The organism is Streptosporangium sp. NPDC023615, from assembly GCF_040640155.1.
Lineage (GTDB): Bacteria > Actinomycetota > Actinomycetes > Streptosporangiales > Streptosporangiaceae > Streptosporangium.
In genome coordinates, this window is sequence record NZ_JBFABE010000021.1 from 68,403 (window position 1) to 89,378 (window position 20,976).

The window sequence follows — 20,976 nt, forward strand, 5'->3', positions numbered from 1 at the left end:
GCTCACTCCTCCTCGGCGTCCAGTGTCCCGGCGACGTCGCCGACCTCTCCGTCGGGCCCGACGTACCAGGTGCGGTGCGCCTCTCCGGGGTAGGGCGGGGAGAACCGGCGGAGCTGGGACGAGAGCGCCTCGGGCGGCACCGGGTGCGCGCGCCCGGTGTTGCGCCCGGCCAGCATGCCGTCGGGGACCAGCAGGACCGCGTGCGTCGTCAGCGCGTCGCGGCGGCGGGCCACCGCGTGCACCAGGGAGCGCTGGTGGCGGTTCAGGGCGGTGGCGTCCCAGACGACGGTCCCGCCGGCCGCCAGGAGCGTGTCGAGCCGGCGCAGCCCCTCGGTGAGGATCGCCGGGTCGGCACGCCGGCTCGCGCCCGTCCCGCCGGTCCGGCGCAGCTCGTCCAGCGAGACGACGGCGTCGACGCCCGGCAGGCGGCGGGCGAAGGTGCTCTTGCCGCTGCCCGAGGGGCCGACCGTGACGACGAGCCGGGGAAACCCGCCCGACCGCCACCGCCACGTCAGCGCCCGCCCCTCGGCGGCCGTGGTGATCCGGCCCAGCGCGTACGCCTCGCGGGCCTCGGCCCAGCAGCGGTCCGCCACGTCACGATGCGCCACGTCACGGTCCGCCGTGTCACGGCCTGCCGCGTCACGCTCCGTCACGCCGCTCCCCCGCCGCCGCTGCCAGGCGTCGTCCGGCCCGGCGTCCTCGCCCGCGGCGACGCCGAGCCCCCCGCGCACGCCGTCGCGGACGCCCAGCGCCTCGCGCATGCCCTCGCGCAGCGACGCCAGCGGTGCCTCGCCGAGCAGTCCGGCCTCCTCGGCGTGGAGCTCGGACCAGCCGACCTGTTCGCGCGCCTCGGTGACGGTCTCGCCGGCGTGCCCGGCCAGCACCGCCGCGGCGACCGCGTGCAGGACCCCCAGGTCGGCGGCGGCGGACAGCCGTACCAGCCCCTCCCGGCGCGCCTCGTCGGGCAGGGGGCGGTGCAGGAGGGGGTGGAGCCCGACCAGGTCGGCGACCCGCCGCGCCAGGGGCATGCCCAGCGGCGCCACCAGCCGGGGTGCCAGCCGGGAGCGGTACGCGCCGTGGAACAGGGCCGCCAGCACGCCCGCCAGCCGGGCGTCCCCCGTCCGGCCCAGCAGGTCGAGCCGGGCGGAGACGTCGGCCACGGCGACCTCGGCGGCCTCGGTGTTCCCGGTTCTCCCGGCGGCCTCGATGTGCCCGGCGGCATCGGCACGTCCGGCTCCGGAGGGACCATCCGGGTCGCCGGCTCCCGCTCCCAGCGCCGCCAGCAGTGACGGCACGTCGCGATCGGCCCCCGAGCGCACCTCCCACAGGGCGGCGGCCGGGCTCAGGCCGTTCTCCACGACGGGACCGAGCATCCAGTGCTCGTCGGTCCGCACGTGCCGGGGACGCACCCACTTGGCCACCCGGCGGGCGAACTCCTCGCGCCGGAAGCCCTCGACGGTCCGTACGACGTAGCCCTCCCGCCGTGTCGTGTCCAGGCGCAGCGCCCGCAACGCCCGCTCGTCGAAGACGCCGCGCCACAGCACCGGCGGGACGGGCAGCCCCAGCCTCCGGGTCAGGCGCACGGTCCGGTCCCAGCCGAGACAGTGGTCACCGTCCCAGACGGAGAAGGCGTAGAACCAGCTTTCCAGGTCCCGGTACTCGATCGAGTGGCGGGCGTAGAGGTTCTCCCCGCACACCCGCGTGCCCGGCGGGATGGACCGGGCGATCCTGCCGTGCAGCGCCTTGATCCACGCGCGGGAGGGATGGTGCGCCGAGTCGAGCGAGCGGGCGTGCAGCCCGTCGGGGTACAGGGTGGTGTTCTCCCCGTCGAGCTTCTCGGTGACGACGACCTCCCGGCCCTCCAGCTCCGGCAGCCCGGTGGCGCGCAGGTCGTCCGAGGTGGCCCCCGGCGACCACGGCAGGTGAGGGGTGCGGGGGTAGTGCACGCGCATGATCCACTCCCCGGCCGGTACGACGTCCCGGTGACGATACGGAAGAGGGAACCGGCGACGCCATCGAATAAACGACCGGACGCCCGCCTCGTACGCGGGCCGCCCGCGTGCGGGAGGACCGCCCGCGCGAGGGGGCGCCGGAGGGTGGGAGGGGACCACCGGGGACGGGAACGCCGAACCCGTGAGGCCGTGGCCGCCGGGCCGCGCCCTCACCCGGTCTCGTCTCAGGTGACGGAGTACGACTCCTTGGCCAGGCGGCGGACCCGGTCCTCGTCGATGCGGTGGCCCAGTCCCGGCTGGGTCAGGGGCACGGCCACCACGCCGCCCGAGGCTCCGACCGGCGGGTCGACGATCTGGGCGCTGCGCGGCGGCTCGGCCACGTCACAGGGCAGGCCGCAGCCGGGCAGGCTGGCGGCGGCGACGGTGGCCGCGCGGGCCAGTCCGGTGCCGCGGCCCCCGGCGCAGGCGATCTCCCAGCCGGCGTTCGTCGCACGGTCGTGCACCCGGCGCACCTCACGCAGGGATCCCAGTGCCGAGGGGCGGAGCAGCAGCGCCCGGCCCGCCCGTACGGTGATCGCCTCTTCCAGCTCCGCGTCCGAGGAGACCTCCAGCAGGACCGGCGCGGCGACCCGCTCCTGCAGGTCGGCGTGGTCGGCCAGGCCCGACGGGCCGGTGAAGGGACGCTCGATCGCGGAGAGCTCGTAGGAGTCGAGCGCCTCCAGGGCGTCGATTCCGGTGTAGGCGCCGCGGGCGTCCACGCCGATGCCCAGCACCGGGTACGCCTGGCGGACGGCGCGCAGCGGCTCGACGTCCCAGCCGGGGTGGATGTCCAGGGTGACGTGGGAGTACCCGGCGCAGACGTGCCGGTTCACCCTCGCGACCAGGCTGTCGAGGTTCCGGTCGGCACCGACCCTGACGGTGGCCGTGAGCGAGGTGCGGGTGCCGCCGAGCGCGTGGGCCAGCGGCACGCCGCGCATCCTGCCCCACAGGTCCCAGCAGGCCATGTCGGCGGCGGATCCGCCGGGGATCGGGCCCAGCTCGTCGGGGTGCTCCCAGTCCACGCCGATCAGCGCCCGGCCGAGCCCTTCCTCCAGCGAGACCCGGATCTCGGGGCCGGCGTCGACGACCTCGCCCCACCCGGTCATGCCGCCGTAGTCGGTGAGCCGGACGAGGATGCTCTCCGGCCGCCTGCCGTAGGGCAGGATCAACCGGAACACCTCGAGCTCACGGACGCGCGGCATGGACCCCCCTCGGTCTCTCCGAGCCCGGAGGACCCCGAGCTCTGAAAACACGAATCCCGCCCGGAGGCGGGACTCTCTTCAACACCGGCGAGAACGGCGTTCTTCCCATCGTGCCACGAAGCCCCACGGGCGTCCCCCGCCCCCGGGGGACCGGGGCCGGGGCGAGGGGGGCGTCCCCCGCCCCCGGGGGGATCGGGGGACGGGGCGAAGGGGGCGTCAGGCCTTGACCCGGCCCGCGACGACGATCCCGGTGGCCGCCAGCGCCGCCACCAGCGCGAAGCAGAGCAGGTAGACCGCGCCGAGGGTGCCCAGGGCCGCCAGGAGCGCGCCGGCGACCGCGACCGAGACGACCGTGTACACCGACTCCGCGACCCCCAGCGACGCGCTGTTCTCGCCCTCCTCCCCGGGGGGCGACAGCTCCAGGACGAGCACCGAGAGCGTCGGGTACACCAGCCCCATGCCGAGACCCAGCACGATCTCCCCGAGGAAGGCCGCGGCGATCGGGACGACGGCGAAGACGGTCAGGGCCATCAGCACGAGCCCCAGGGTGATCAGCAGGGAGCCGAGGCGCAGCAGCGGAACGCGCTCGAACCGCCTGCGGCCCACCACCCAGGAGCCGAACGACCAGCTCAGCGCACCGCCGGTCAGGACGAGCCCGGCCATGGTCAGCGACAGGCCCCGCTCCTCGTTGAGCATCAGCGGCAGGAACGCCTCACCACCGATGACCGCACCCGACACGATGCCGCGCAGGGAGATCACCGACGGCAGCCCGCGGGCCGCGCGCAGGGTCCCGGGGGGCAGCAGGCGGGGCAGCGCCGCGCCCAGCACGACCAGGCCGACGACGAGCAGGGCGAACCCGGCGCCACGCGCCGCGCCGCCGTACTGCATGAGGGCGGCTCCGGCCGCGACGAGCAGCGCCCAGCCCAGCCTGCGGAGGATCGGGGAGCGGGCGGGGGCGGGCGGCTGCTCCGACATGGGCGCGGAGGCCAGCCCACGCCAGAGCAGCAGCGCCGCCGGGAGGAGGATCACCGCCACGCCGTAGAAGACCCAGCGCCAGCCCACGTTCTCCACCACGACGCCGGTGATCACGGGCCCCACCATGGAGGGCACCACCCAGGCGGTCGCGAAGACCGAGAACACCCGGGGGTGGAGCTCGGCGGGGTAGACCCGCGAGACCAGGACGTACATGGCGACCTGGAGCATGCCCGCGCCGAAACCCTGCACGAACCGGCCCGCGACGAACAGGTCCATCGTCGGGGCGGCCCCGGCCAGGATCAATCCGGCGGCGAAGACCGTCACCCCGGTCCAGAGCGGCGCGACCGGCCCGCCGAGGTCGCCCCAGCGCCCGCCCAGCACGGTCGCGACGACCCCGGCCGCCAGTGCCCCGCTGAACGCCAGGCCGTACAACGCGTGCCCGTCCAGCTCGCCGGCCACGACCGGCATGGCGGTGGCCACCGCCATGTACTCGAAGGCGGCCAGGGTGATGAGGGCCACCATCCCGATGGTCAGTGCCCGGTGGCGGGGGGCGAATATTCCGGCGGGACGCTCTTCGATCGTCGTGCTAACCATGGGATAGACGGTACGGCCGGTGCCCGGCACCGGTCATCGGGCCCCCGCCTCGGCCCATGGTCGTAGGACCGGCGACCCGGGCGGGGAAGGGGATCGGGTGGCGCGGGAAAAAGGTCCCCGTCCCCTCGCGTACGGTGTCGATCCGGTGGTACGCCGTTCGTGTAGGGGGTGAGAGACCGCCCGCGCCGCCTCGGCGCCCGCGCCGCCCCACCGGGCGACGACGGGGGACGTCGTCCGGGTGGCCACCAGAAGGAGGACCAGGACATGAGGCAGTACCTGCTCAGCGTGTACCAGCCCGACGGCGCTCTCCCGGAGGGCGAGCTGGAGCCGATCATGCGGGACGTCGGGGCCGTGGAACGGGAGATCAAGGAGGCGGGGGCATGGGTCTTCGCCGCGGGGCTGCACCCGGCGAGCTCGGCCACCGTGGTCCGGGTCCGCGACGGTGAGTCGCTGACCACCGACGGCCCGTTCACCGAGGGCAAGGAGCACGTCGGCGGGTTCACCGTCATCAGGGCGTCCGATCTCGACGCCGCCCTGGAGTGGGGACGCAGGCTCTCCCGCGCGACCACGCTCCCGATCGAGGTGCGCCCCCTGCACGGCGCGGACGGGGACCGTCGCCCGGCATGACGGGCCCCTCCCGCGCGCAGATCGAGGACGTGTTCCGCCGGGAGTACGGTCGTGCGGTGGCCGTCCTGATCCGCCGGCTCGGCGACATCGACCTCGCCGAGGAGGCGGTCCAGGACGCGTTCACCGAGGCGGTACGGCGCTGGCCGGTCACCGGCCCGCCCCCGAGCCCGGCGGGATGGATCATCACGACCGCCCGCAACCGGGCGATCGACCACCTGCGGCGGGAGGCCACGCGCGAGGACCGGCACGCCCAGGCGGCCCTGCTGCGCGCCCCCGCCGAACCCGCCGAGGAGGGGCCGGTGCGCGACGACCGGTTGAGGCTGATCTTCACCTGCTGCCACCCGGCGCTCTCCACCGCCGCCCGCGTCGCGCTGACGCTGCGCCTGCTGGGCGGCCTCACCACCGCCGAGATCGCGCGCGCCTTCCTGGTCCCCGAGCCGACCATGGCCCAGCGGCTGGTCAGGGCCAAGAACAAGATCCGTGACGCGGGGATCCCCTACCGGATCCCCACCGAGGCCGAGCTGCCCGACCGCCTCCGGGCCGTACTTGCCGTGGTCTACCTCGTCTTCACCGAGGGGCACACCGCCGGGTCGGGCGAGCGGCTGATCCGCGAGGACCTGTGCGCCGAGGCCGTCCGCCTGGGACGGCTGCTGGCCGAGCTGATGCCCGACGAGCCGGAGGTGCTGGGACTGCTCGCGCTCATGCTGCTCGTCGAGTCGCGCCGGGCCGCCCGCGTCACCCCCGGCGGCGCCCTCGTGCTCCTGCCGGACCAGGATCGCGGCCTGTGGGACCGGGAGCTCATCGCCGAGGGCCAGGCCATCGTCCGGCGCTGCCTGCGGCGCGGCCGGCCGGGTCCGTACCAGGTCCAGGCGGCGATCAACGCCGTGCACGGCGACGCGCCGGCCGCGTCCGCCACGGACTGGCGGCAGATCCTGGACCTGTACGACCTGCTGCTGGAGCTCGCCCCGGGACCGGTGGTGGCCCTCAACCGGGCGGTCGCCGTGGCCGAGGTCGAGGGGCCGGGCGCGGCGCTGGCCCTCGTCGACGGCCTCGACCTGGACGGCTACCACCTGTTCCACGCCGTCCGCGCCGACCTGCTGCGGCGCCTGGGCCGCGCCCCGGAGGCGGTGCGGGCCTACGACGCGGCGCTCGCCCTCGCCGGCAACGCGACCGAGCGTGACTTCCTGCGGCGCATGCGCGCGACGACGGTGGCTCCCTGAGCGTCACGGCGCGCCCCCGGTCGTCCACGCGCCGGGGACGTCACGCCGAGGTCGTCACGCGGGTCGCTCAGCGCGGGGTGCGGCCGGTTCCGAAGGGGTTGTTGACGGCGTATCGCCACAGCCCGTCCGGGCCCCGTCGCGCGACGTCGGCCGCGGTCCCCTCGATGCGGATCTCATGGCCGTCGGCGCCCGTGCCGTGAACGGACCAGTCGACGACGAGCAGGGCGACGTCTCCGCTGACGTAGGCGTGCCGCAGCCGGGCGTCGATCGGCAGGCCGAGACCGAGGAGATACCGGTCGGCGGCGGCCCGTTCCGCACCGGTGGCCGGACGGCCCGGGGAGGGGACGACCACGCCCGTGTCCTCGTAGAGCCGGTCCAGGCGTTCGGCATCCCCCGAGTTGAAGGCGTCCATGTAGGCCGCGGTGAGCCGTTCGGCGTCGACCGGGAGGATGCCAGCGTTTTCATCATGACTTGTCATGACATATGTATCGTACCAGAAAACGATCTTCCCGGGGTGGAGGCGGTGTGATCGCCCTCCCCGCGGGGACACGGACACCGGATCGGATCATCGGACTCGGGGACACCCCGTGTACACGGCCGGGACGACAGCGGAGAACGGAGACGAGGAGTGACGCGGAACGACGTGATCGACATCGAGAGGCAGGGCTGGCGGGCGCTCTCCTCCACCCCGGAGGCCGCCACCGAGTTCTACGAGCGCATCCTCGACCGTACGGTCGTCATGCTGCTGCCCGGCGGCATGACGCTCGACGACCGGGCGGCGATCGTGAAGGCCATGGCGGGGCGCCCCTGGTCCTCCCACGAACTTCAGGAACCGCGCGTGTCACACCCCACGCCCGACACCGCGCTGGTCACCTACGGCGTCCTGGCCCGGCGGGAGGGCGACCCGCCGTACTCGGCGCTGATGAGCAGCCTGTACGTCCGCCGGCCGGACGGGTGGAGGCTGGCCTTCCACCAGCAGACACCGCGCTGAGCCCGCCACGGCCCCGCCCGTCACGCGGGCCGGACGTGCCGGCTACGCGTGACGGCTGCGGTGGCCGGCGACGTACACCCGGTTGGCGCAGCGGAGGGCGCAGAACCGGCGCCTGCCGTTGCGGGAGGTGTCGACGTAGACCACGTCGCAACCGGGCCGCCCGCACACGCCCAGGCGGGTGTGGTCCTGGCAGATCACGTGGGCGAGGCCGGTGGCGGTGTAGGCCTTGAGCCGGTCGACGAGGGCGTCCCCCTCGTGCGCGAAGTGCAGGTGGGGCGCCCTGCCGTCGTGCCGGGAGACATAGGGGCGGCTGGCGGTGGCGGCCAGCAGATCGTTGACCGTCCTCACCCGGCGGTCCAGGTCGTCGTCGGTGAACACCGGCCGGAGCCGTCCGGCCCAGCGCAGCAGCTCCACCGCCTGACCGGGCTCCACGACCCCCAGGGGCCGGTAGTCGTGCGCCCGCAGCGTCTCCGCGATCGCCTCGGGCGGCGCGCCGGGCTCCATGTTCACCAGCGCGACGGCGATTTCCGCGGCCATGCCACCGTAAGGGTTGAAATGCATTGAAAGATTACATCACGCTGGGGGCATGACAGATGAGAGCTCCACCGGGCGGCCGCCCGCCTGTCCCTCGTGCGGGCGGCCGGCGGCCGTCCCGGCGTCCGCCCACTACACCTCGGAGGGAACGGTCAGCTACGCGCGGTGCGAGTGCGGCCGCTGGCTGATCGTGCTGGCCGGACAGGTCATCGGCGCCGACGCCGCATGACCCCGCGCGCCCGGCCGTCCCCCCGCCCCACCTCACCCGGAAGGCCCGGACCGGGCCGGTCCGGGCCTTCCGGGCCTCCCGTGCCCGCTCACCGGTGCCGCTCACCGGTGAGCGATCACCCGGCGCTGCGTCCCAGCGCGCGCTCGGCCCACTGGCCGACGTCGCGCCGTTCGATCGCCGCGGCCATCAGGTCGGGGAACGCGTCCGGCGTGCAGGCGAAGGCCGGCACCCCCAGGGCCGCCAGCGCCGCGGCGTTGTCGTGGTCGTAGAAGGGCGCGCCCTCGTCCGAGAGCGCGAGCAGCACGATCACCTGCACCCCGGCCGCGGTCATCTGGGCGACCCGGCGGAGCATCTCCTCGCGCACCCCGCCCTCGTACAGGTCGCTGATCAGGATGAAGATCGAGTCGGTGGGGCGGGTGATGAGGCCCTGGCTGTAGGCGATGGCCCGGTTGATGTCGGTGCCGCCGCCGAGCTGGGTGCCGAACAGCAGTTCCACCGGGTCGTGGAGCTGGTCGGTGAGGTCGACCACCGCCGTGTCGAAGACGACCAGCGAGGTCCTCAGCGAGCTCATCGAGGCGAGCACCGCGCCGAAGACGCTGGAGTAGACGACGGAGGCGGCCATGGACCCGCTCTGGTCGATGCAGAGCACGACCTCGCGCTGGACCGCCCGCTGCCGCCTGCCGTACCCGACGAGCCTGGAGGGGATGACGGTGTTGCGGTCGGGCAGGTAGTTCTTCAGGTTGACGCGGATCGTCCGGTCCCAGTCGATGTCGGCGACCCGCTTGGGCCGGTGGGTGCGGGCCGAGCGGTCCAGCGCCCCGGTCACGGCCGCCTTCGTCCTCTGCACCAGCCGCCGTTCCAGCTCGGAGACGACCTTGCGGACCAGTGCCCTGGCCGACTCGCGCGCCTTCTCCGGCATCACCCGGTTGAGCGACAGCAGCGTGCCGACCATGTGGACGTCCGGCTCGACGGCCTCGAGCATCTCCGGCTCCATGAGCAGACGGGTCAGGTTCAGCCGCTCGACCGCGTCCTTCTGCATGACCTGGACGACGGTCGAGGGGAAGTAGGACCGGATGTCGCCCAGCCAGCGCGCCACCCTGGGCGCGGAGGCGCCCAGGCCTCCGCTCCGCTCGCCCGATCCCCCGCCGCCGTTGTAGAGGGCGGCCAGGGCGCCGTCCATCTGGGCGTCGGTCCCGTTCAGCGAGCAGCCGGTGCCGTCCGCGTCGCCGCCCAGGACCATCCGCCAGCGGCGCAGCCTCTCATCCATCGGTCCGTCCCGTCCTTCCCAGGATCGCCAGTACGGTCCGCGCGGCCGGCGCCGCGCGCTCCTCGTCGAGGTCCTCCGCGTCCGGTTCCCGGTCGGCGACGCCGGTGTCCAGCGAGCGGACCCGCGAGCCGATCGAGCGGCGTTCCGGGGCGGCGAAGGCGCCGAACGTCCTGCGGAGCAGGGGCAGGACGTCGACGAAGGTCTCCGGGGCGAGCCCGGTGAGCCAGGCGTCGACCAGCCCGAGCAGCCGCGGGTCGTGCACCAGCAGCAGCCCGCCGCCCGACAGGAACCCCTCGACCCAGGCGGCGGCCCTGGCCGGGGGGTGCCCGGCCGACATGGCCCGTGACATCCGCCGGTCGACCTCGGTCGTGTCGAGGTCCCCGGCGTCCAGCAGGATCCTGGTGAGCCGTCCCTCGATGAGCCCGTGCAGGTCGGCGCGGCCCGAGGCGGTGCGCAGCGCCGCCAGCCACCTCCCCTTCGGCGTCTCCGCGGTTCCGGCGGCCCGTTCCCCGGAGCCCGTGGAGCCCGTGGAGCCCTCGGAGCCCTCGGAGCCCTCGGAGTTCGCGGAGTTCGCGGAGTTCGCGGAGTTCGCGGGGCCCGCCGGCTCCTCCTCGATGAGGGCGACGGCGGTGTGCACGGCGTCGATGTGGCCGATCAGGTCCCGGGCCGCGTCGTCGTCGAGGCCGGTGACGGCACCGCCGACGCCGATGCAGATCCTGGTGAGCATGGCCTCGACGATGACCGTCAGGCCCGTGGCGGGGGTGCCGCGCACGTCGCCGTAGCGCTGGGCGCGGACCATCGCCGGGAGCGCGGCCATGAGGTGCGTGACGTCGCCGTCGAGCGCCGCCCGCTCCGACAGGGCGTCGAGGACGTGCGGCAGCGCCTCGGGCAGGTCGGCGAGCAGGCAGCGCTCCACCAGGCCGGTGAGGGTGGCCAGGGTGACCCCGGCGGACGCCCGCCCGCCGGTCCCTCCCGTTCCCGCGCCGTCCGTACCCGGTACCGCTCCCCCGCCGGCGAGGTCGCGGACCCGGGCGGCGGCGGCGGCCGGGACGGTCGTGCCCCAGGCGCTCGCCTCGATCAGGTCGATGTCGAACTCGGGCCGCCAGGCCAGCGACCACGACTCGCGGAAGGTGCCCTTGCTCCGGCTCTGCTGCGGGGTGCCCCAGCCGACGCCGAGCAGGCGCAGCCGGTGCAGCAGCCTGCTGCGCTCCAGGTCGAGGGGCTTGCGCAGGTCGAGATCGTACTCGCGGTCGAGCGCCTCGGGCTTGAGGCGCACCCTTCGCTGCTCCTCGCGCAGGTGGCGCTGCAGGGGGACCATCGGGGTGCTGTCGGGCACCTGGCCGAGCCGCTCCCCCACGACCATGCGCCGCTGGATCAGCTCCACCGGCAGGTCGTCGCCCTCGCAGAGCACCGCCCTGACCGCCTCGGTCACCTCGGCCAGTCCGGCCAGCGGCCGTCCCCTGAGCACGGCCAGGCTCTCGGCGAGCCGTACGCCCTCGATGACGTGGGCGGAGGAGACCGGCAGGTCCTCCTCCCGCAGCACCCCGGCCGCGCCGGTCAGCCAGCGCTCGACCGGGCGGTCCGGGGAGGTGAACAGGTGGTGGTACCAGCCCGGGGAGGTCACTCCGGCGCCGTACCCGCTCCAGGCGGCCAGCCGCCCGTACGTCCACGGCACCCAGGTCACCTCGGTCCTGACCTTGGGCAGTCCCTTGAGCAGCGCGTCGTCGGCCTTCGCGGTGGGCAGCCCGGCTCCCCAGGGCGTCCCCTCGCTCGAGGTGCCCGCCAGCGCGGGGACGTGCCACGCGCCGCACACCACGGCGATCCGCTGGAACCCGTCCCTGACCGCCTTGCGGATCGTGCGACGCATGAACGCCTCGCGCCGCGCCTCGTACGCGTCGGCGGTGTGGCCGTCGCGGACGGCCTCCATGGCTTCGGCGATCATGTGGAACGGGGTGTCGCCGCGGTGCTCGACCACGTCCTCCCACCAGCGTTCGGGGTCGTCGTACCCGGCGGCGCGGGCCAGGGCGCCGATCGGGTCGATCCGTACCACCTCGGGGGCGACCTCCACGTCCCCCTCGCCCACCTCCTCCCCGGGCACCGTGTCCCCGGGCACCGTGTCCCCGGGCACCGTGTCCCCGGGGACCCCGGGGTTCCCGGAACCTCCCGGGGCCTTCACACCCCCGGCGCCCTGGGCGCCCTGGGCGTCCCCGGCGTCCTCACCCGCCCGGGGATCCGTCCGCCCAGGACCGCCCCGGCCAGGGCCAGAGCCCGGGTCACCGGCCTCGTCGCCCTCGTCGGCCTGACCCGTCCGACCGGTCTCACCCGGCTCGTCGGTCTTGTCGGTCTCACCGGGCCGGGAGGCGAGGCCGTGCGCGGCGGGCAGGTCGCAGAACCGGACCGGGACGCCCGCCCCGAGCGCGTGACGGATCGCCTGCCACTCGGGGGAGAACACCGCGAACGGCCAGAACGCGGCCTTGGACGGCTCGCCCGGCACGTGGGCGAGCAGGGCGACCGGCGGCCGGAGGTCGGGGTCACGTGCCAGCTCGACCAGCCCGTCCGCCTCCGGCGGCCCCTCGATGAGCACGATGTCGGGTGCCAGCCGTTCGAGCTCGTCGCGCAGGGAGCGCGCCGAGCCTGGCCCGTGGTGCCGGATTCCCAGCACGGAGACGCTCATCGGCACCACCCGGTCGCCGCGGGGACGCGCGCTCGGGCGGCGAGGACGACCTGCGGAGGGAACATCGCCTCAGCCCTCGTCACGGCAGGCCCGGTAGAAGTCGCGCCAGTCGCGGCGCTCGCGCACCACGGTCTCCAGGTACTCGCGCCAGACGACGCGGTCGGAGACCGGGTCCTGGATCACGGCGCCGACGATGCCCGCGGCCACGTCGGAGGGACGCAGCACGCCGTCGCCGAAGTGCGCGGCCAGGGCGATGCCGTTGGTGAGGACGGAGATCGCCTCGGCGGTGCTGAGCGTGCCGCTGGGCGACTTGACCTTGGTGCGGCCGTCCTCGGTGACGCCGGTGCGCAGCTCCCTGAAGACCGTGACCACCCGGCGGATCTCCTCCAGGCCGGTGAGGGTCTCGGGCAGCTCCAGGGAGCGGCCGAGCTGACCCACCCGGCGGGAGACGATGTCCACCTCCTCGTCGGCGGTGGCGGGCACCGGCAGCACGACGGTGTTGAACCGGCGGCGCAGCGCGCTCGACAGCTCGTTGACGCCGCGGTCGCGGTCGTTGGCGGTCGCGATCACGTTGAACCCGCGCGTGGCCTGGACCTCCCGGTTGAGCTCGGGGATCGGCAGCGTCTTCTCCGACAGGACGGTGATCAGCGCGTCCTGCACGTCGGAGGGCATGCGGGTCAGCTCCTCCACGCGGGCGAGCCGCCCCTCGAACATCGCCCGCATCACCGGGCTGGGGGTGAGCGCCTCCATGGACGGCCCCTCGGCCAGCAGCCGGGCGTAGTTCCAGCCGTAGCGGACGGCCTCCTCGGCGGTGCCCGCCGTGCCCTGCACCAGCAGGGTGGAGTCGCCGCTGATCGCGGCGGCCAGGTGCTCCGACAGCCAGGTCTTGGCGGTGCCGGGCACGCCGAGCAGCAGCAGCGCGCGGTCGGTGGCGAGCGTCGCCACCGCCACCTCGACGATGCGCCGCGGCCCGATGTACTTCGGGGTGATCTGGTCACCGTCGCCGAGGATGTAGGTGGTCACCGCCCAGGGGGACAGCTTCCAGCCCGGCGGGCGGGTCCGGTCGTCGCTCTTGGCCAGGATCGCCAGCTCTTCGGCGTACTGGTCTTCGGCATGGGCCCGCAGAACCGTTGTCACTGCTGCAGCTCCTTCAACATGTCGTCACGGAAACGCAGGAGGGCGGCGACCTCCTGGATGGGGGGTTCGGGGGAGAAACGCCGGACCGTCTCGTGCAGGCCCGGGTCGACGCGCTCGCCGGCGAGTCTGGTCACCTCGCCGACGTACCAGGACTGCGTACCGGAGGAGAGCTTGATGATCTTCTCCAGCACGGCGAGCGTCAGGTCGGGACCCCAGGGGGCGGGGACGCCCACCAGGCGGTCGACCAGCCGTCCGTGCCGGTCGGCGTGGTGACGGACGAAGTCCACCGCCATGGTCTCGCGCTCCGCCGGGGGCAGCACCGCGAGCAGGTCGGCGAGCGGGTCGTCGAGGAACAGCTCGCGGGCCCACACCGGGTCGCCCTGCACGACGGCGGCCCTGACCCATCCGGCCGCGACCTCCCGGCGCCAGTCGACGACCTTCATGCGGACGATGTCGCGGGGCGAGCCCCCGAACAGGCGGGTCCAGACGGCCAGCGGGGTGCGGGCCACCAGTTGCTGGAGCCACCAGCTCTTCTCGCCGGTGCCGCGCGGGGCCTTCGCCCGGATGCCGTCGCGTTCCATCGCGGCGTCGCAGGTCTCGGGCGGGGTGACGAGTATCTTCCCGTTCCCGAGGATCCTCCCGCCCTTGACGGTCAGGTGGCGCGCCACCCGTTCGGCCATCCGCTGCCCGAGGCGCGAGTCCGGCAGCCTGCTGAGCAGGTAGGCGGCCTCGTTGCGGACCTCGCGGCGGCGGTCGTCCAGCGCGGCCTCCAGGAAGGGCTCGTCGTCGTCGGACAGGCCGTCGGCGAGGACCTTGACGAAGGTCTCCCGGTCGGCGGGCGTCTCCTTCTCCCAGGTCGCGGCGAGCAGTTCCCTGGCGCCGGCCGGGTCCGTCGCCCGCCGTGCGGCCAGGTAGGCGCGGCGGTCACCGGAGGTGCCCAGCTCCCAGACCTCGTCGCCGCCGAAGCCGGTCACGGCCGCGGCGGTGACCTCCTCCAGCAGGAAGCCCCAGGACGGGTTGAGACCGGCCAGCCAGCGCCCCCGGTTGCCGGCCAGGACACCGACGTGCGGGCGGATCGACCTGTCCCTGGCGGCGTGGTCGAGGAGCTGGGGCAGCAGGTGCGGGGAGAGCCGGTACCCGTGCCCGGAGGCGGCGGCCAGCCACTCGTCGAGCAGTTTCGGTCGCTTGCCCTCCAGCAGCCCGGCGAACCGGTCGGCGGCGGCGGGCGGGACGACGGGCTGTTCCTCGGGCGCCGCCGGGGCCGGCGGCTCCGTCCCGGCGACCGGCCGCCGTCCCGCGCGCGTCCGCAGCGTGTGCACGGCCGCGCGTTCGAGCAGCTCGACCTCGCTCGCGGCCTGCCCGGCGATCGGGCGCCGGTCGGTCCCGACGAGCGCGGTGGAGACCAGGTCCTCCCATTGCGCGGCGGCGTTCACAGGACGATCACCCTGCCTTCCTCGTCCCAGGTCGTCAGGGGGCGCAGCCCCCGGGGTGTCCATTCGGCGGCGACGGTCACCGGGTGACCGCCGGAGACGGCGGCCAGCCGCCACGGGGTGCCCTCCGACGGGTGGAGGGCGAGCCCGCCGGAGGGGCCGGTCAGCACCCGCAGGTCGCTCCCGGCGGGGACCACCCCCTCCAGCAGCACGGGCCAGCGGTCCAGCCAGGGGTCACCGGCCAGCGCCTCGGCGATCTCGTCCAGGGCCTGCGGCACGGTCGTGCCGCGCGGCGGGCCCGCACCCACGTCCTCCCGCCGGGCCGGCGCCTGCCCGGCCGTCACCGTCCCGGCCGCCGCGCGCCCGGCCGCCCCGGACCGGACCGCATCGGAGCCGACCGCATCGGAGCCGACCGGATCGGCGTCGGCGCCGGGACGGGTCGTCTCGTGGCGGGCGGCGACCACGGCGCGCAGCGGGGCCGAGCCGGGATAGAACGCCAGGTCGGCGTCGACGACCGTGCCGGTGACGAGGGAGGCGTCCAGGGCCTGCCCGGCCGGGGCGAAGGAGAGCACCAGCGCGGCCCTGCCGGTCTCGCGTCCGCGCAGCCACACCCTGCGCGCGGTCAGCCTGTCGTGTTCCTCGTCGCGTCGCCCCAGCACGTCCCACCGGTCGCGGACGGTGCCGCGGGCGATCACCTCCTCCTTGGCCATCGAGAAGCCGATCCGCTCGCGCACCCGCTGCAGGAGCCCGGCGGGCACCCCTCCCCCGGCGTTCGCCCCGGCCTCGGCACCGTCTTGGAGGCCGGCGCCGTCGGCGGAGGGCACGGAGGACGCCGAGAGACGGCGGTGGGCCACGCAGAGCAGGTGCAGCAGCGCGTACTCACCGAGGAGGCGGGCCGGCCAGTCGTCACCGTCCAGAGCGGCGCCCAGCCGGGAGAGCGAACCGGCCACCCCGGGGGCCTGGGCGTCGACCAGGCGCTTGGCCAGGGCGTCCCACTGGTCGTGGCGACGGGACCCGGCGATGCCCTCCCTGATCTGGTCGGCGAGCCAGCGCTCCAGGTCCGCGAGGCCGGCGGTCACGCGCTGCTCACGCTGCTCGGCCCTGCGGCCGTCGGCGGGCCCCGCGTCGGCGGCCCTGGCCGCCCGCGCCGCGCCGGCCTCGGCCGCCTTCGCCGCCCGGCCGCGCCGCCCCTCGAGCCACTCGCCCACCCAGTCGGCGGGCTCGTCGGCGGCGGGGACGCCGTCGGCCGACCACAGCAGCAGCAACCCCAGGGCGTGTTTGCACGGGAACTTCCTGCTGGGGCAGGTGCACTTGTAGGCGGGCTCGGACAGGTCGACGCACGCCCGGTAGGGCTTGGAGCCACTGCCCTTGCACTCGCCCCACAGCGCGTCGGCACTCACCCCCGTCCCCGACCACTTGGCGGGTGAGGAGACTCCGTGGGCTGCCTTCTGGGAGGGGGCGTCAGGCGCGAGCGCCAGCACCTGATCCCGGTTCCACCGTTCGATCACGCAGCGAACGCTAGCCAACCTGGCCGACAAATCCACATCGATCTCCACCGGGACGCCCCCGCGCGGGGATCGCGCGGGGCGGCTCAGCCGCGCGCCGCGCCCTCGATGGCCCGCTTCATCTCCAGCGCGCCGTACTCGATGCGAACGCGAGCCTCGGCGGCCCGCGCGTGCGGCAGCACGTCGGTGGTCCAGATCAGCCGGCCCGCTCCGTCGCCCTCCGGGCGGACCTCGAACGAGGCGTGGTGGTGCTCGAGCGGGGGTCTCGCGCCCTCGACCACGGAGTAGGCCAGGCGGCGGGAATCGTCGTCGATCGCGACGATCAGCTCGCGCACGACGTGCCCGTCGGGAAAGGTGAGGAACCGCTGGTCGCCCTCCAGCCGGGTGTCCGTGACACGGCCCGGCAGCAGGCGCTCGTGCACGGCTCCGACGTCGCGCAGCACATCCCAGATGTGCTCGGGGGACGCATCGACGACGATCTCGTGGCGGATGGAGGCCATGGCGGCGGGAACTCCTCTGGGGACAGGGCGGTCTCCCGCCGGTGGGCGGGCGGGGGACGCGACCGGACCTTCGCCGGGCGGCCGGCGCCGACCGGGGCCGACCGGGGCCGACCGGGGCCGACCGGCGCCGCACCCCCCGTGACGGTCGCGCACGGCGAGACGGCCCCGTTCCCGGGCCGTCCCGGTCACGGCTCCGGCCCGGCCCGGCGCAGGTGGTCGGCGAGGCGATGCCGGTTGGCGGCCAGCCGCAGGCACAGGTCGCGCAGAACGGCCAGCTCCTCGGGAGCGAAGCCCTGGAACATCGCCCGCACGGCGAGCTGCGACGGCCTGCGGAACGCCTCCATCCACGCCCGCCCGGCAGGTGTGATCTCGGCCAGGACCGAACGCCGATCCCCGGGGTCGGCCACCCGGCGGACCAGCCCGTCGTGCTCCAGCGTGTCGACCAGGCCGGTGACGTTGCGGGAGCTGACCCCGGCGGACCGGGCCAGCTCGCCGATGCTGATGCCCTGCTCGCCGGCGTTGAGGCGGACCAGCAGGTCAAGGGCGCCCGCGCTGACCCCTCGTCCCTGGGATCCGTGGGCGCGCATGCGCTCGACGGCGTGGTTGGCGGTGCGGACGGCGGCGCCGGCCTCGAAGGTGAGCAGGTCCTCGTCGTCGTCGGCGAACCAGGTCATCGCGGTCCTGACCCGAGGGTCGTAGAGAAGACCGCCGGGATCGCTCTCGTAGATATTTACGTGCTTCATTGTACTGATGAAGAATAGTACGTACTTCCCTACTTTGTCGATCCTCCCCGGACGACCAGGTGCGGCGAGGGCCGCGGCGCCTAGAATCCGTACGGTGACGACGACTTCCCGCCCTCCGCTCGCCGAGGCGCTCGACCTGCTGCCGCATCCCGAGGGCGGCTGGTTCCGCGAGACCTGGCGGACCTCCGCCGAGCTCACCCCGCCCGGGTACGACGGGGTCCGGGCCACCGCCACCGGGATCTACTTCCTGCTCCAGCCCGGGGAGGAGTCGCGTCCGCACCTGGTCCGTTCCGACGAGATCTGGTTCTGGCACCGGGGCGGCCCGCTGACGCTCGTCCTCGGCGGCCACGAGGGGGTGCCCGCCACCACCGTGACCCTCGGCCCCCTGGTGGAGGAGGGGCAGGTCCCGCAGGTCCTGGTGCCCGGAGGCACCTGGCAGGCCGCCCGCCCCGCGGGCGACGAGGGCGTGCTGGTGAGCTGCGTGGTCTCCCCCGGTTTCGACTTCGCCGACTTCCGCATGATCTGACGCCCCGCCCCGCCCCGCCCCCGCTCCCCGCCCGGCGGCCTCGAGCGCCTCGCGTACCGCCTCGGCGCCGGCCTTCCGCTCCACGGCCGATGTGACGGCCTCCTCCCGCGCGGGGACAATGCGGTTACACGTCCATACCGGGAGGTCGAAGGTGACCAGCGAGATCGTCTCCGTCATCGGCGGAAAAGAAGCGTCCAACGGCGTGACCTACGAGTCGGTCGACCCGGCTCACCTGGACGAGGTGGTCGCCCGGGTCCGGCTGGCGGACCCCGCCACGTTCTCCACCGCGTGCCGTACGGCCGCCGCCGCGCAGCGGGAGTGGGCGCGGGTTCCCGCGCCCGTCCGAGGACGGGTGATCGCCTCCATCGGGCGCCTGGTGGAGGCCAACGCCGCCGACCTCGCCCGCCTGGTCACCCGTGAGATCGGCAAGCCGTACGCCGAGGCGCTGGGCGAGGTCCGCGAGATCGTCGACACCTGCGACTTCTTCCTCGGCGAGGGCCGGAGACTGTACGGCCAGACGGTCCCCTCGGAGATGCCGGACAAGAACCTGTTCACCTTCCGCGTCCCCGTCGGGGTGGCCGCGGTGATAACCGCCGGCAACTTCCCGGTCGCGGTGCCGGCGTGGTACCTCGTCCCCGCCCTGCTCTGCGGCAACGCCGTGGTGTGGAAGCCGGCCGAGTACGCGGCGGCCTCGGCGCACGCGCTCTACCGGTTGTTCGCGGCGGCCGGGCTGCCGGACGGGGTGCTGAACCTGGTGCTGGCCGACGGCGCCACGACGTTCGAGGGCCTGGAGACGGCGCTCGCCGAGGGCACGGTGCACAAGGTCGGGTTCACCGGCTCCACCGAGGTGGGCCGCGCCGTCGGCGAGCTGTGCGGGCGCCACCTGCAGTCGCCCTGCCTGGAGCTGGGCGGCAAGAACCCGATGGTGGTCATGCCGGACGCCGACCTGGACCTGGCGGTGGAGGGCGCGCTGTTCGCGGGCTTCGGCACCGCCGGGCAGCGCTGCACCTCGCTCGGCACCGTGATCGTGCACGAGAGCGTCCACGACGAGTTCCTGCGCCGCTACGCCCGCGCCGTGGCCGCCGCGGCGATCGGCGACCCCTCCGGCGAGGTGTTGTGCGGGCCGCTGCTGGAGCGCCGGTTCGCCGACCGCTACGAGGAGTACCTGGGCTGGATCCAGTCCCACCACACGGTCGTCTCCGGGCCCGTCGGCCGGATCACCGCCGAGAACCCGCGCGGCGACTTCACCGGGGAGGGCGGTCTCTACTACCACCCGGTGGTCGTGGACGGCGTCCGTCCCGACGACCGCCTCTTCCTGGAGGAGACCTTCGGCCCCATCGTCGGCGTGACCTCCTTCTCCACCCTCCAGGAGGCCCTGGACCTGGCCAACCTCCCCGGTTACGGGCTCTCCTGCGCCGTCTACACCACCGACCCGGCCTCGGTCTTCCGCTTCCGCGAGGGGATCGGCGCGGGCATGGTCAGCGTCAACAACTCCACGTCCGGCGCGGAGGCCCACCTGCCGTTCGGCGGCAACGGCCGGTCCGGCAACGGCAGCCGCCAGTCGGGGATGTGGGTCCTCGACCAGTTCACCCGGTGGCAGTCGATGAACTGGGACCACTCCGGACGGCTGCAGAAGGCCCAGATGGACGTCGCCGAGATCGTCCCGGACCTGGACTTCCGCCTCTGAGCCCTGCCGCCCTCTCGGTACCGCTTCCGGGGCGGGCCCGGTGCCGCGTCCGGCCGTCACGCCCGCCCCCGGCGGCGCCGTGCCCGGCCGGCTCGGCACCCCCCATTGTCTGAATGGTGAGACGATTCTTCTTGAAATGTGAGACCTCTGTTACGGTCGGAGCACCCGCCGACGAGGAGAGGTCCCCATGACAGGCACGAACGCCGTCTACACGCACGGCCACCACGAGTCGGTGCTCAGGTCCCACAGGTGGCGCACGGCGGAGAACTCGGCGGCGTACCTGCTCGAGCACCTGAGGCCGGGCATGAGCCTGCTGGACGTGGGCTGCGGGCCCGGCACCATCACCGCGGACCTGGCCGGGCGCGTCGCGCCCGGCCGGGTCACCGCGGTGGAGGTGAGCGAGCGTGCCCTGGACCTGGCGCGGGCGGAGGCCGGGCGCCGCGGGCTGACCGGCATCGCGTTCGCCGTGGCGGACGCGCACGCCCTGGACCTTCCCGACGACACCTTCGACGTGGTCCACGCCCACCAGGTGCTCCAGCACGTGGGCGATCCGGTCCTGGCGCTGCGCGAGATGCGGCGGGTGTGCAGGCCGGGCGGGGTCGTCGCGGTACGCGACAGCGACTACGCCGCGTTCACCTGGTTCCCGGAGACGCCCGCGCTGACGGAGTGGCTCGACCTCTACCGGGGGACGGCGCGGGCCAACGGCGGCGAGCCCGACGCGGGCCGGCGGCTGCTGTCGTGGGCGCGGCGGGCCGGGTTCGCCGACATCACCGCCACCTCCTCCACGTGGTGTTTCGCCACGCCCGAGGACCGGGCCTGGTGGGGCGGCATGTGGGCCGATCGGGTGCTGGAGTCCGACATGGCCCGCCAGGTCCTCGCCTCGGGCTCCGCCACCGAGGAGGACCTGCGCCGCATCTCCCAGGGGTGGCGGGCCTGGGCCGCGGACCCGGACGGCTGGCTGTCGCTGCTGCACGGCGAGCTGATCTGCCGCGTCTGAGACCTCCGCGCCACCTGTCCCGGGACGCCCCCGGCGATCCCCGGTCAACCGGTCCCCGGCCGTCCTCGGCGGACGCGGCCCGTCCTCGGGAGGACGGATCGAACCGCGCGGGGAAGCCGCCCGGGACGGACGAAGGGGCAAGGACGC

The 20,976-nt window shown here is 74.6% G+C and carries 19 protein-coding genes; 7 read left to right on the forward strand and 12 right to left on the reverse strand.

The features are described from left to right. Nucleotides 1–2: 2 nt before the first annotated feature. From AB0G16_RS17470 to AB0G16_RS17480, 3 genes are all read right to left on the reverse strand, one after another. Nucleotides 3–1,952 (reverse strand): RNA ligase family protein, encoded by a 1,950-nt coding sequence (locus AB0G16_RS17470; RefSeq protein ID WP_362805630.1) that lies wholly within the window; start codon nt 1,950–1,952, stop codon nt 3–5. Nucleotides 1,953–2,176: 224 nt separating this feature from the next. Next, the gene (locus tag AB0G16_RS17475; protein WP_362805632.1) at nt 2,177–3,193 is read right to left on the reverse strand and encodes an enolase C-terminal domain-like protein; all 1,017 of its coding nucleotides are present in this window, start codon (nt 3,191–3,193) and stop codon (nt 2,177–2,179) included. Nucleotides 3,194–3,409: 216 nt separating this feature from the next. Further along, a complete protein-coding gene (locus tag AB0G16_RS17480) occupies nt 3,410–4,762 on the reverse strand; it encodes an MFS transporter (protein WP_362805634.1) in 1,353 nt (450 codons plus the stop codon). 264 nt (nt 4,763–5,026) lie between these two features. Between AB0G16_RS17480 and AB0G16_RS17485 the strand changes: the two genes are divergently transcribed. Next, nucleotides 5,027–5,389: a YciI family protein gene (locus AB0G16_RS17485; protein WP_362805636.1), complete on the forward strand. Its 363-nt coding sequence runs from the start codon at nt 5,027–5,029 to the stop codon at nt 5,387–5,389. Then, nucleotides 5,386–6,609: a sigma-70 family RNA polymerase sigma factor gene (locus tag AB0G16_RS17490; protein ID WP_362805638.1), complete on the forward strand. Its 1,224-nt coding sequence runs from the start codon at nt 5,386–5,388 to the stop codon at nt 6,607–6,609. The genes AB0G16_RS17485 and AB0G16_RS17490 overlap by 4 nt, the downstream gene beginning before the upstream one ends. A gap of 67 nt (nt 6,610–6,676) precedes the next feature. Here the strand turns inward: AB0G16_RS17490 and AB0G16_RS17495 are convergent, their stop codons facing one another. Further along, nucleotides 6,677–7,087: a nuclear transport factor 2 family protein gene (locus AB0G16_RS17495; protein ID WP_362805640.1), complete on the reverse strand. Its 411-nt coding sequence runs from the start codon at nt 7,085–7,087 to the stop codon at nt 6,677–6,679. 150 nt (nt 7,088–7,237) lie between these two features. On the opposite strand from AB0G16_RS17495, the gene AB0G16_RS17500 reads away from it, so the two are divergent. Further along, nucleotides 7,238–7,600 (forward strand): nuclear transport factor 2 family protein, encoded by a 363-nt coding sequence (locus AB0G16_RS17500; protein ID WP_362805642.1) that lies wholly within the window; start codon nt 7,238–7,240, stop codon nt 7,598–7,600. Between the two features lie 42 nt (nt 7,601–7,642). On the opposite strand, the gene AB0G16_RS17505 is transcribed toward AB0G16_RS17500, so the two are convergent. Further along, nucleotides 7,643–8,161 (reverse strand): CGNR zinc finger domain-containing protein, encoded by a 519-nt coding sequence (locus tag AB0G16_RS17505; RefSeq protein ID WP_362805644.1) that lies wholly within the window; start codon nt 8,159–8,161, stop codon nt 7,643–7,645. A 25-nt stretch (nt 8,162–8,186) separates the two neighbouring features. On the opposite strand from AB0G16_RS17505, the gene AB0G16_RS17510 reads away from it, so the two are divergent. Continuing rightward, nucleotides 8,187–8,363: a hypothetical protein gene (locus AB0G16_RS17510; RefSeq protein WP_362805646.1), complete on the forward strand. Its 177-nt coding sequence runs from the start codon at nt 8,187–8,189 to the stop codon at nt 8,361–8,363. 115 nt (nt 8,364–8,478) lie between these two features. Here AB0G16_RS17510 and AB0G16_RS17515 read toward each other — a convergent pair whose 3' ends face one another. The 7 genes from AB0G16_RS17515 to AB0G16_RS17545 all read right to left on the reverse strand — a co-directional run bounded on the left by AB0G16_RS17515 (nt 8,479) and on the right by AB0G16_RS17545 (nt 17,619). Continuing rightward, complete coding sequence (locus tag AB0G16_RS17515) at nt 8,479–9,630, reverse strand: VWA domain-containing protein (protein ID WP_362805648.1); 1,152 nt, start codon at nt 9,628–9,630, stop codon at nt 8,479–8,481. Next, on the reverse strand, nt 9,623–12,304 hold the full coding sequence (locus AB0G16_RS17520) for a DUF5682 family protein (RefSeq protein WP_362805650.1): 2,682 nt from the start codon (nt 12,302–12,304) through the stop codon (nt 9,623–9,625). The genes AB0G16_RS17515 and AB0G16_RS17520 overlap by 8 nt, the downstream gene beginning before the upstream one ends. 69 nt (nt 12,305–12,373) lie before the next feature. After that, on the reverse strand, nt 12,374–13,441 hold the full coding sequence (locus tag AB0G16_RS17525) for an AAA family ATPase (RefSeq protein ID WP_362805652.1): 1,068 nt from the start codon (nt 13,439–13,441) through the stop codon (nt 12,374–12,376). Next, a complete protein-coding gene (locus AB0G16_RS17530; protein ID WP_362805654.1) occupies nt 13,438–14,874 on the reverse strand; it encodes a DUF5691 domain-containing protein in 1,437 nt (478 codons plus the stop codon). Before AB0G16_RS17530 ends, AB0G16_RS17525 begins: the two co-directional genes overlap by 4 nt. Further along, nucleotides 14,871–16,379: an SWIM zinc finger family protein gene (locus AB0G16_RS17535; protein ID WP_362805656.1), complete on the reverse strand. Its 1,509-nt coding sequence runs from the start codon at nt 16,377–16,379 to the stop codon at nt 14,871–14,873. The genes AB0G16_RS17530 and AB0G16_RS17535 overlap by 4 nt, the downstream gene beginning before the upstream one ends. Before the next feature lie 83 nt (nt 16,380–16,462). Further along, nucleotides 16,463–16,876, reverse strand: coding sequence for an SRPBCC family protein (locus tag AB0G16_RS17540; protein WP_362805658.1), 414 nt, complete (start codon nt 16,874–16,876; stop codon nt 16,463–16,465). 185 nt (nt 16,877–17,061) lie between these two features. Beyond that, nucleotides 17,062–17,619, reverse strand: a complete 558-nt coding sequence (locus AB0G16_RS17545) for a MarR family transcriptional regulator (protein WP_362805660.1) — start codon at nt 17,617–17,619, stop codon at nt 17,062–17,064. A gap of 94 nt (nt 17,620–17,713) precedes the next feature. Between AB0G16_RS17545 and AB0G16_RS17550 the strand changes: the two genes are divergently transcribed. From AB0G16_RS17550 to AB0G16_RS17560, 3 genes are all read left to right on the forward strand, one after another. Further along, nucleotides 17,714–18,145, forward strand: coding sequence for a cupin domain-containing protein (locus AB0G16_RS17550; protein WP_362805662.1), 432 nt, complete (start codon nt 17,714–17,716; stop codon nt 18,143–18,145). A 151-nt stretch (nt 18,146–18,296) separates the two neighbouring features. After that, nucleotides 18,297–19,832: an aldehyde dehydrogenase family protein gene (locus tag AB0G16_RS17555; protein ID WP_362805664.1), complete on the forward strand. Its 1,536-nt coding sequence runs from the start codon at nt 18,297–18,299 to the stop codon at nt 19,830–19,832. 187 nt (nt 19,833–20,019) lie between these two features. After that, complete coding sequence (locus AB0G16_RS17560) at nt 20,020–20,829, forward strand: methyltransferase domain-containing protein (protein ID WP_362805666.1); 810 nt, start codon at nt 20,020–20,022, stop codon at nt 20,827–20,829. Nucleotides 20,830–20,976 lie beyond the last annotated feature (147 nt).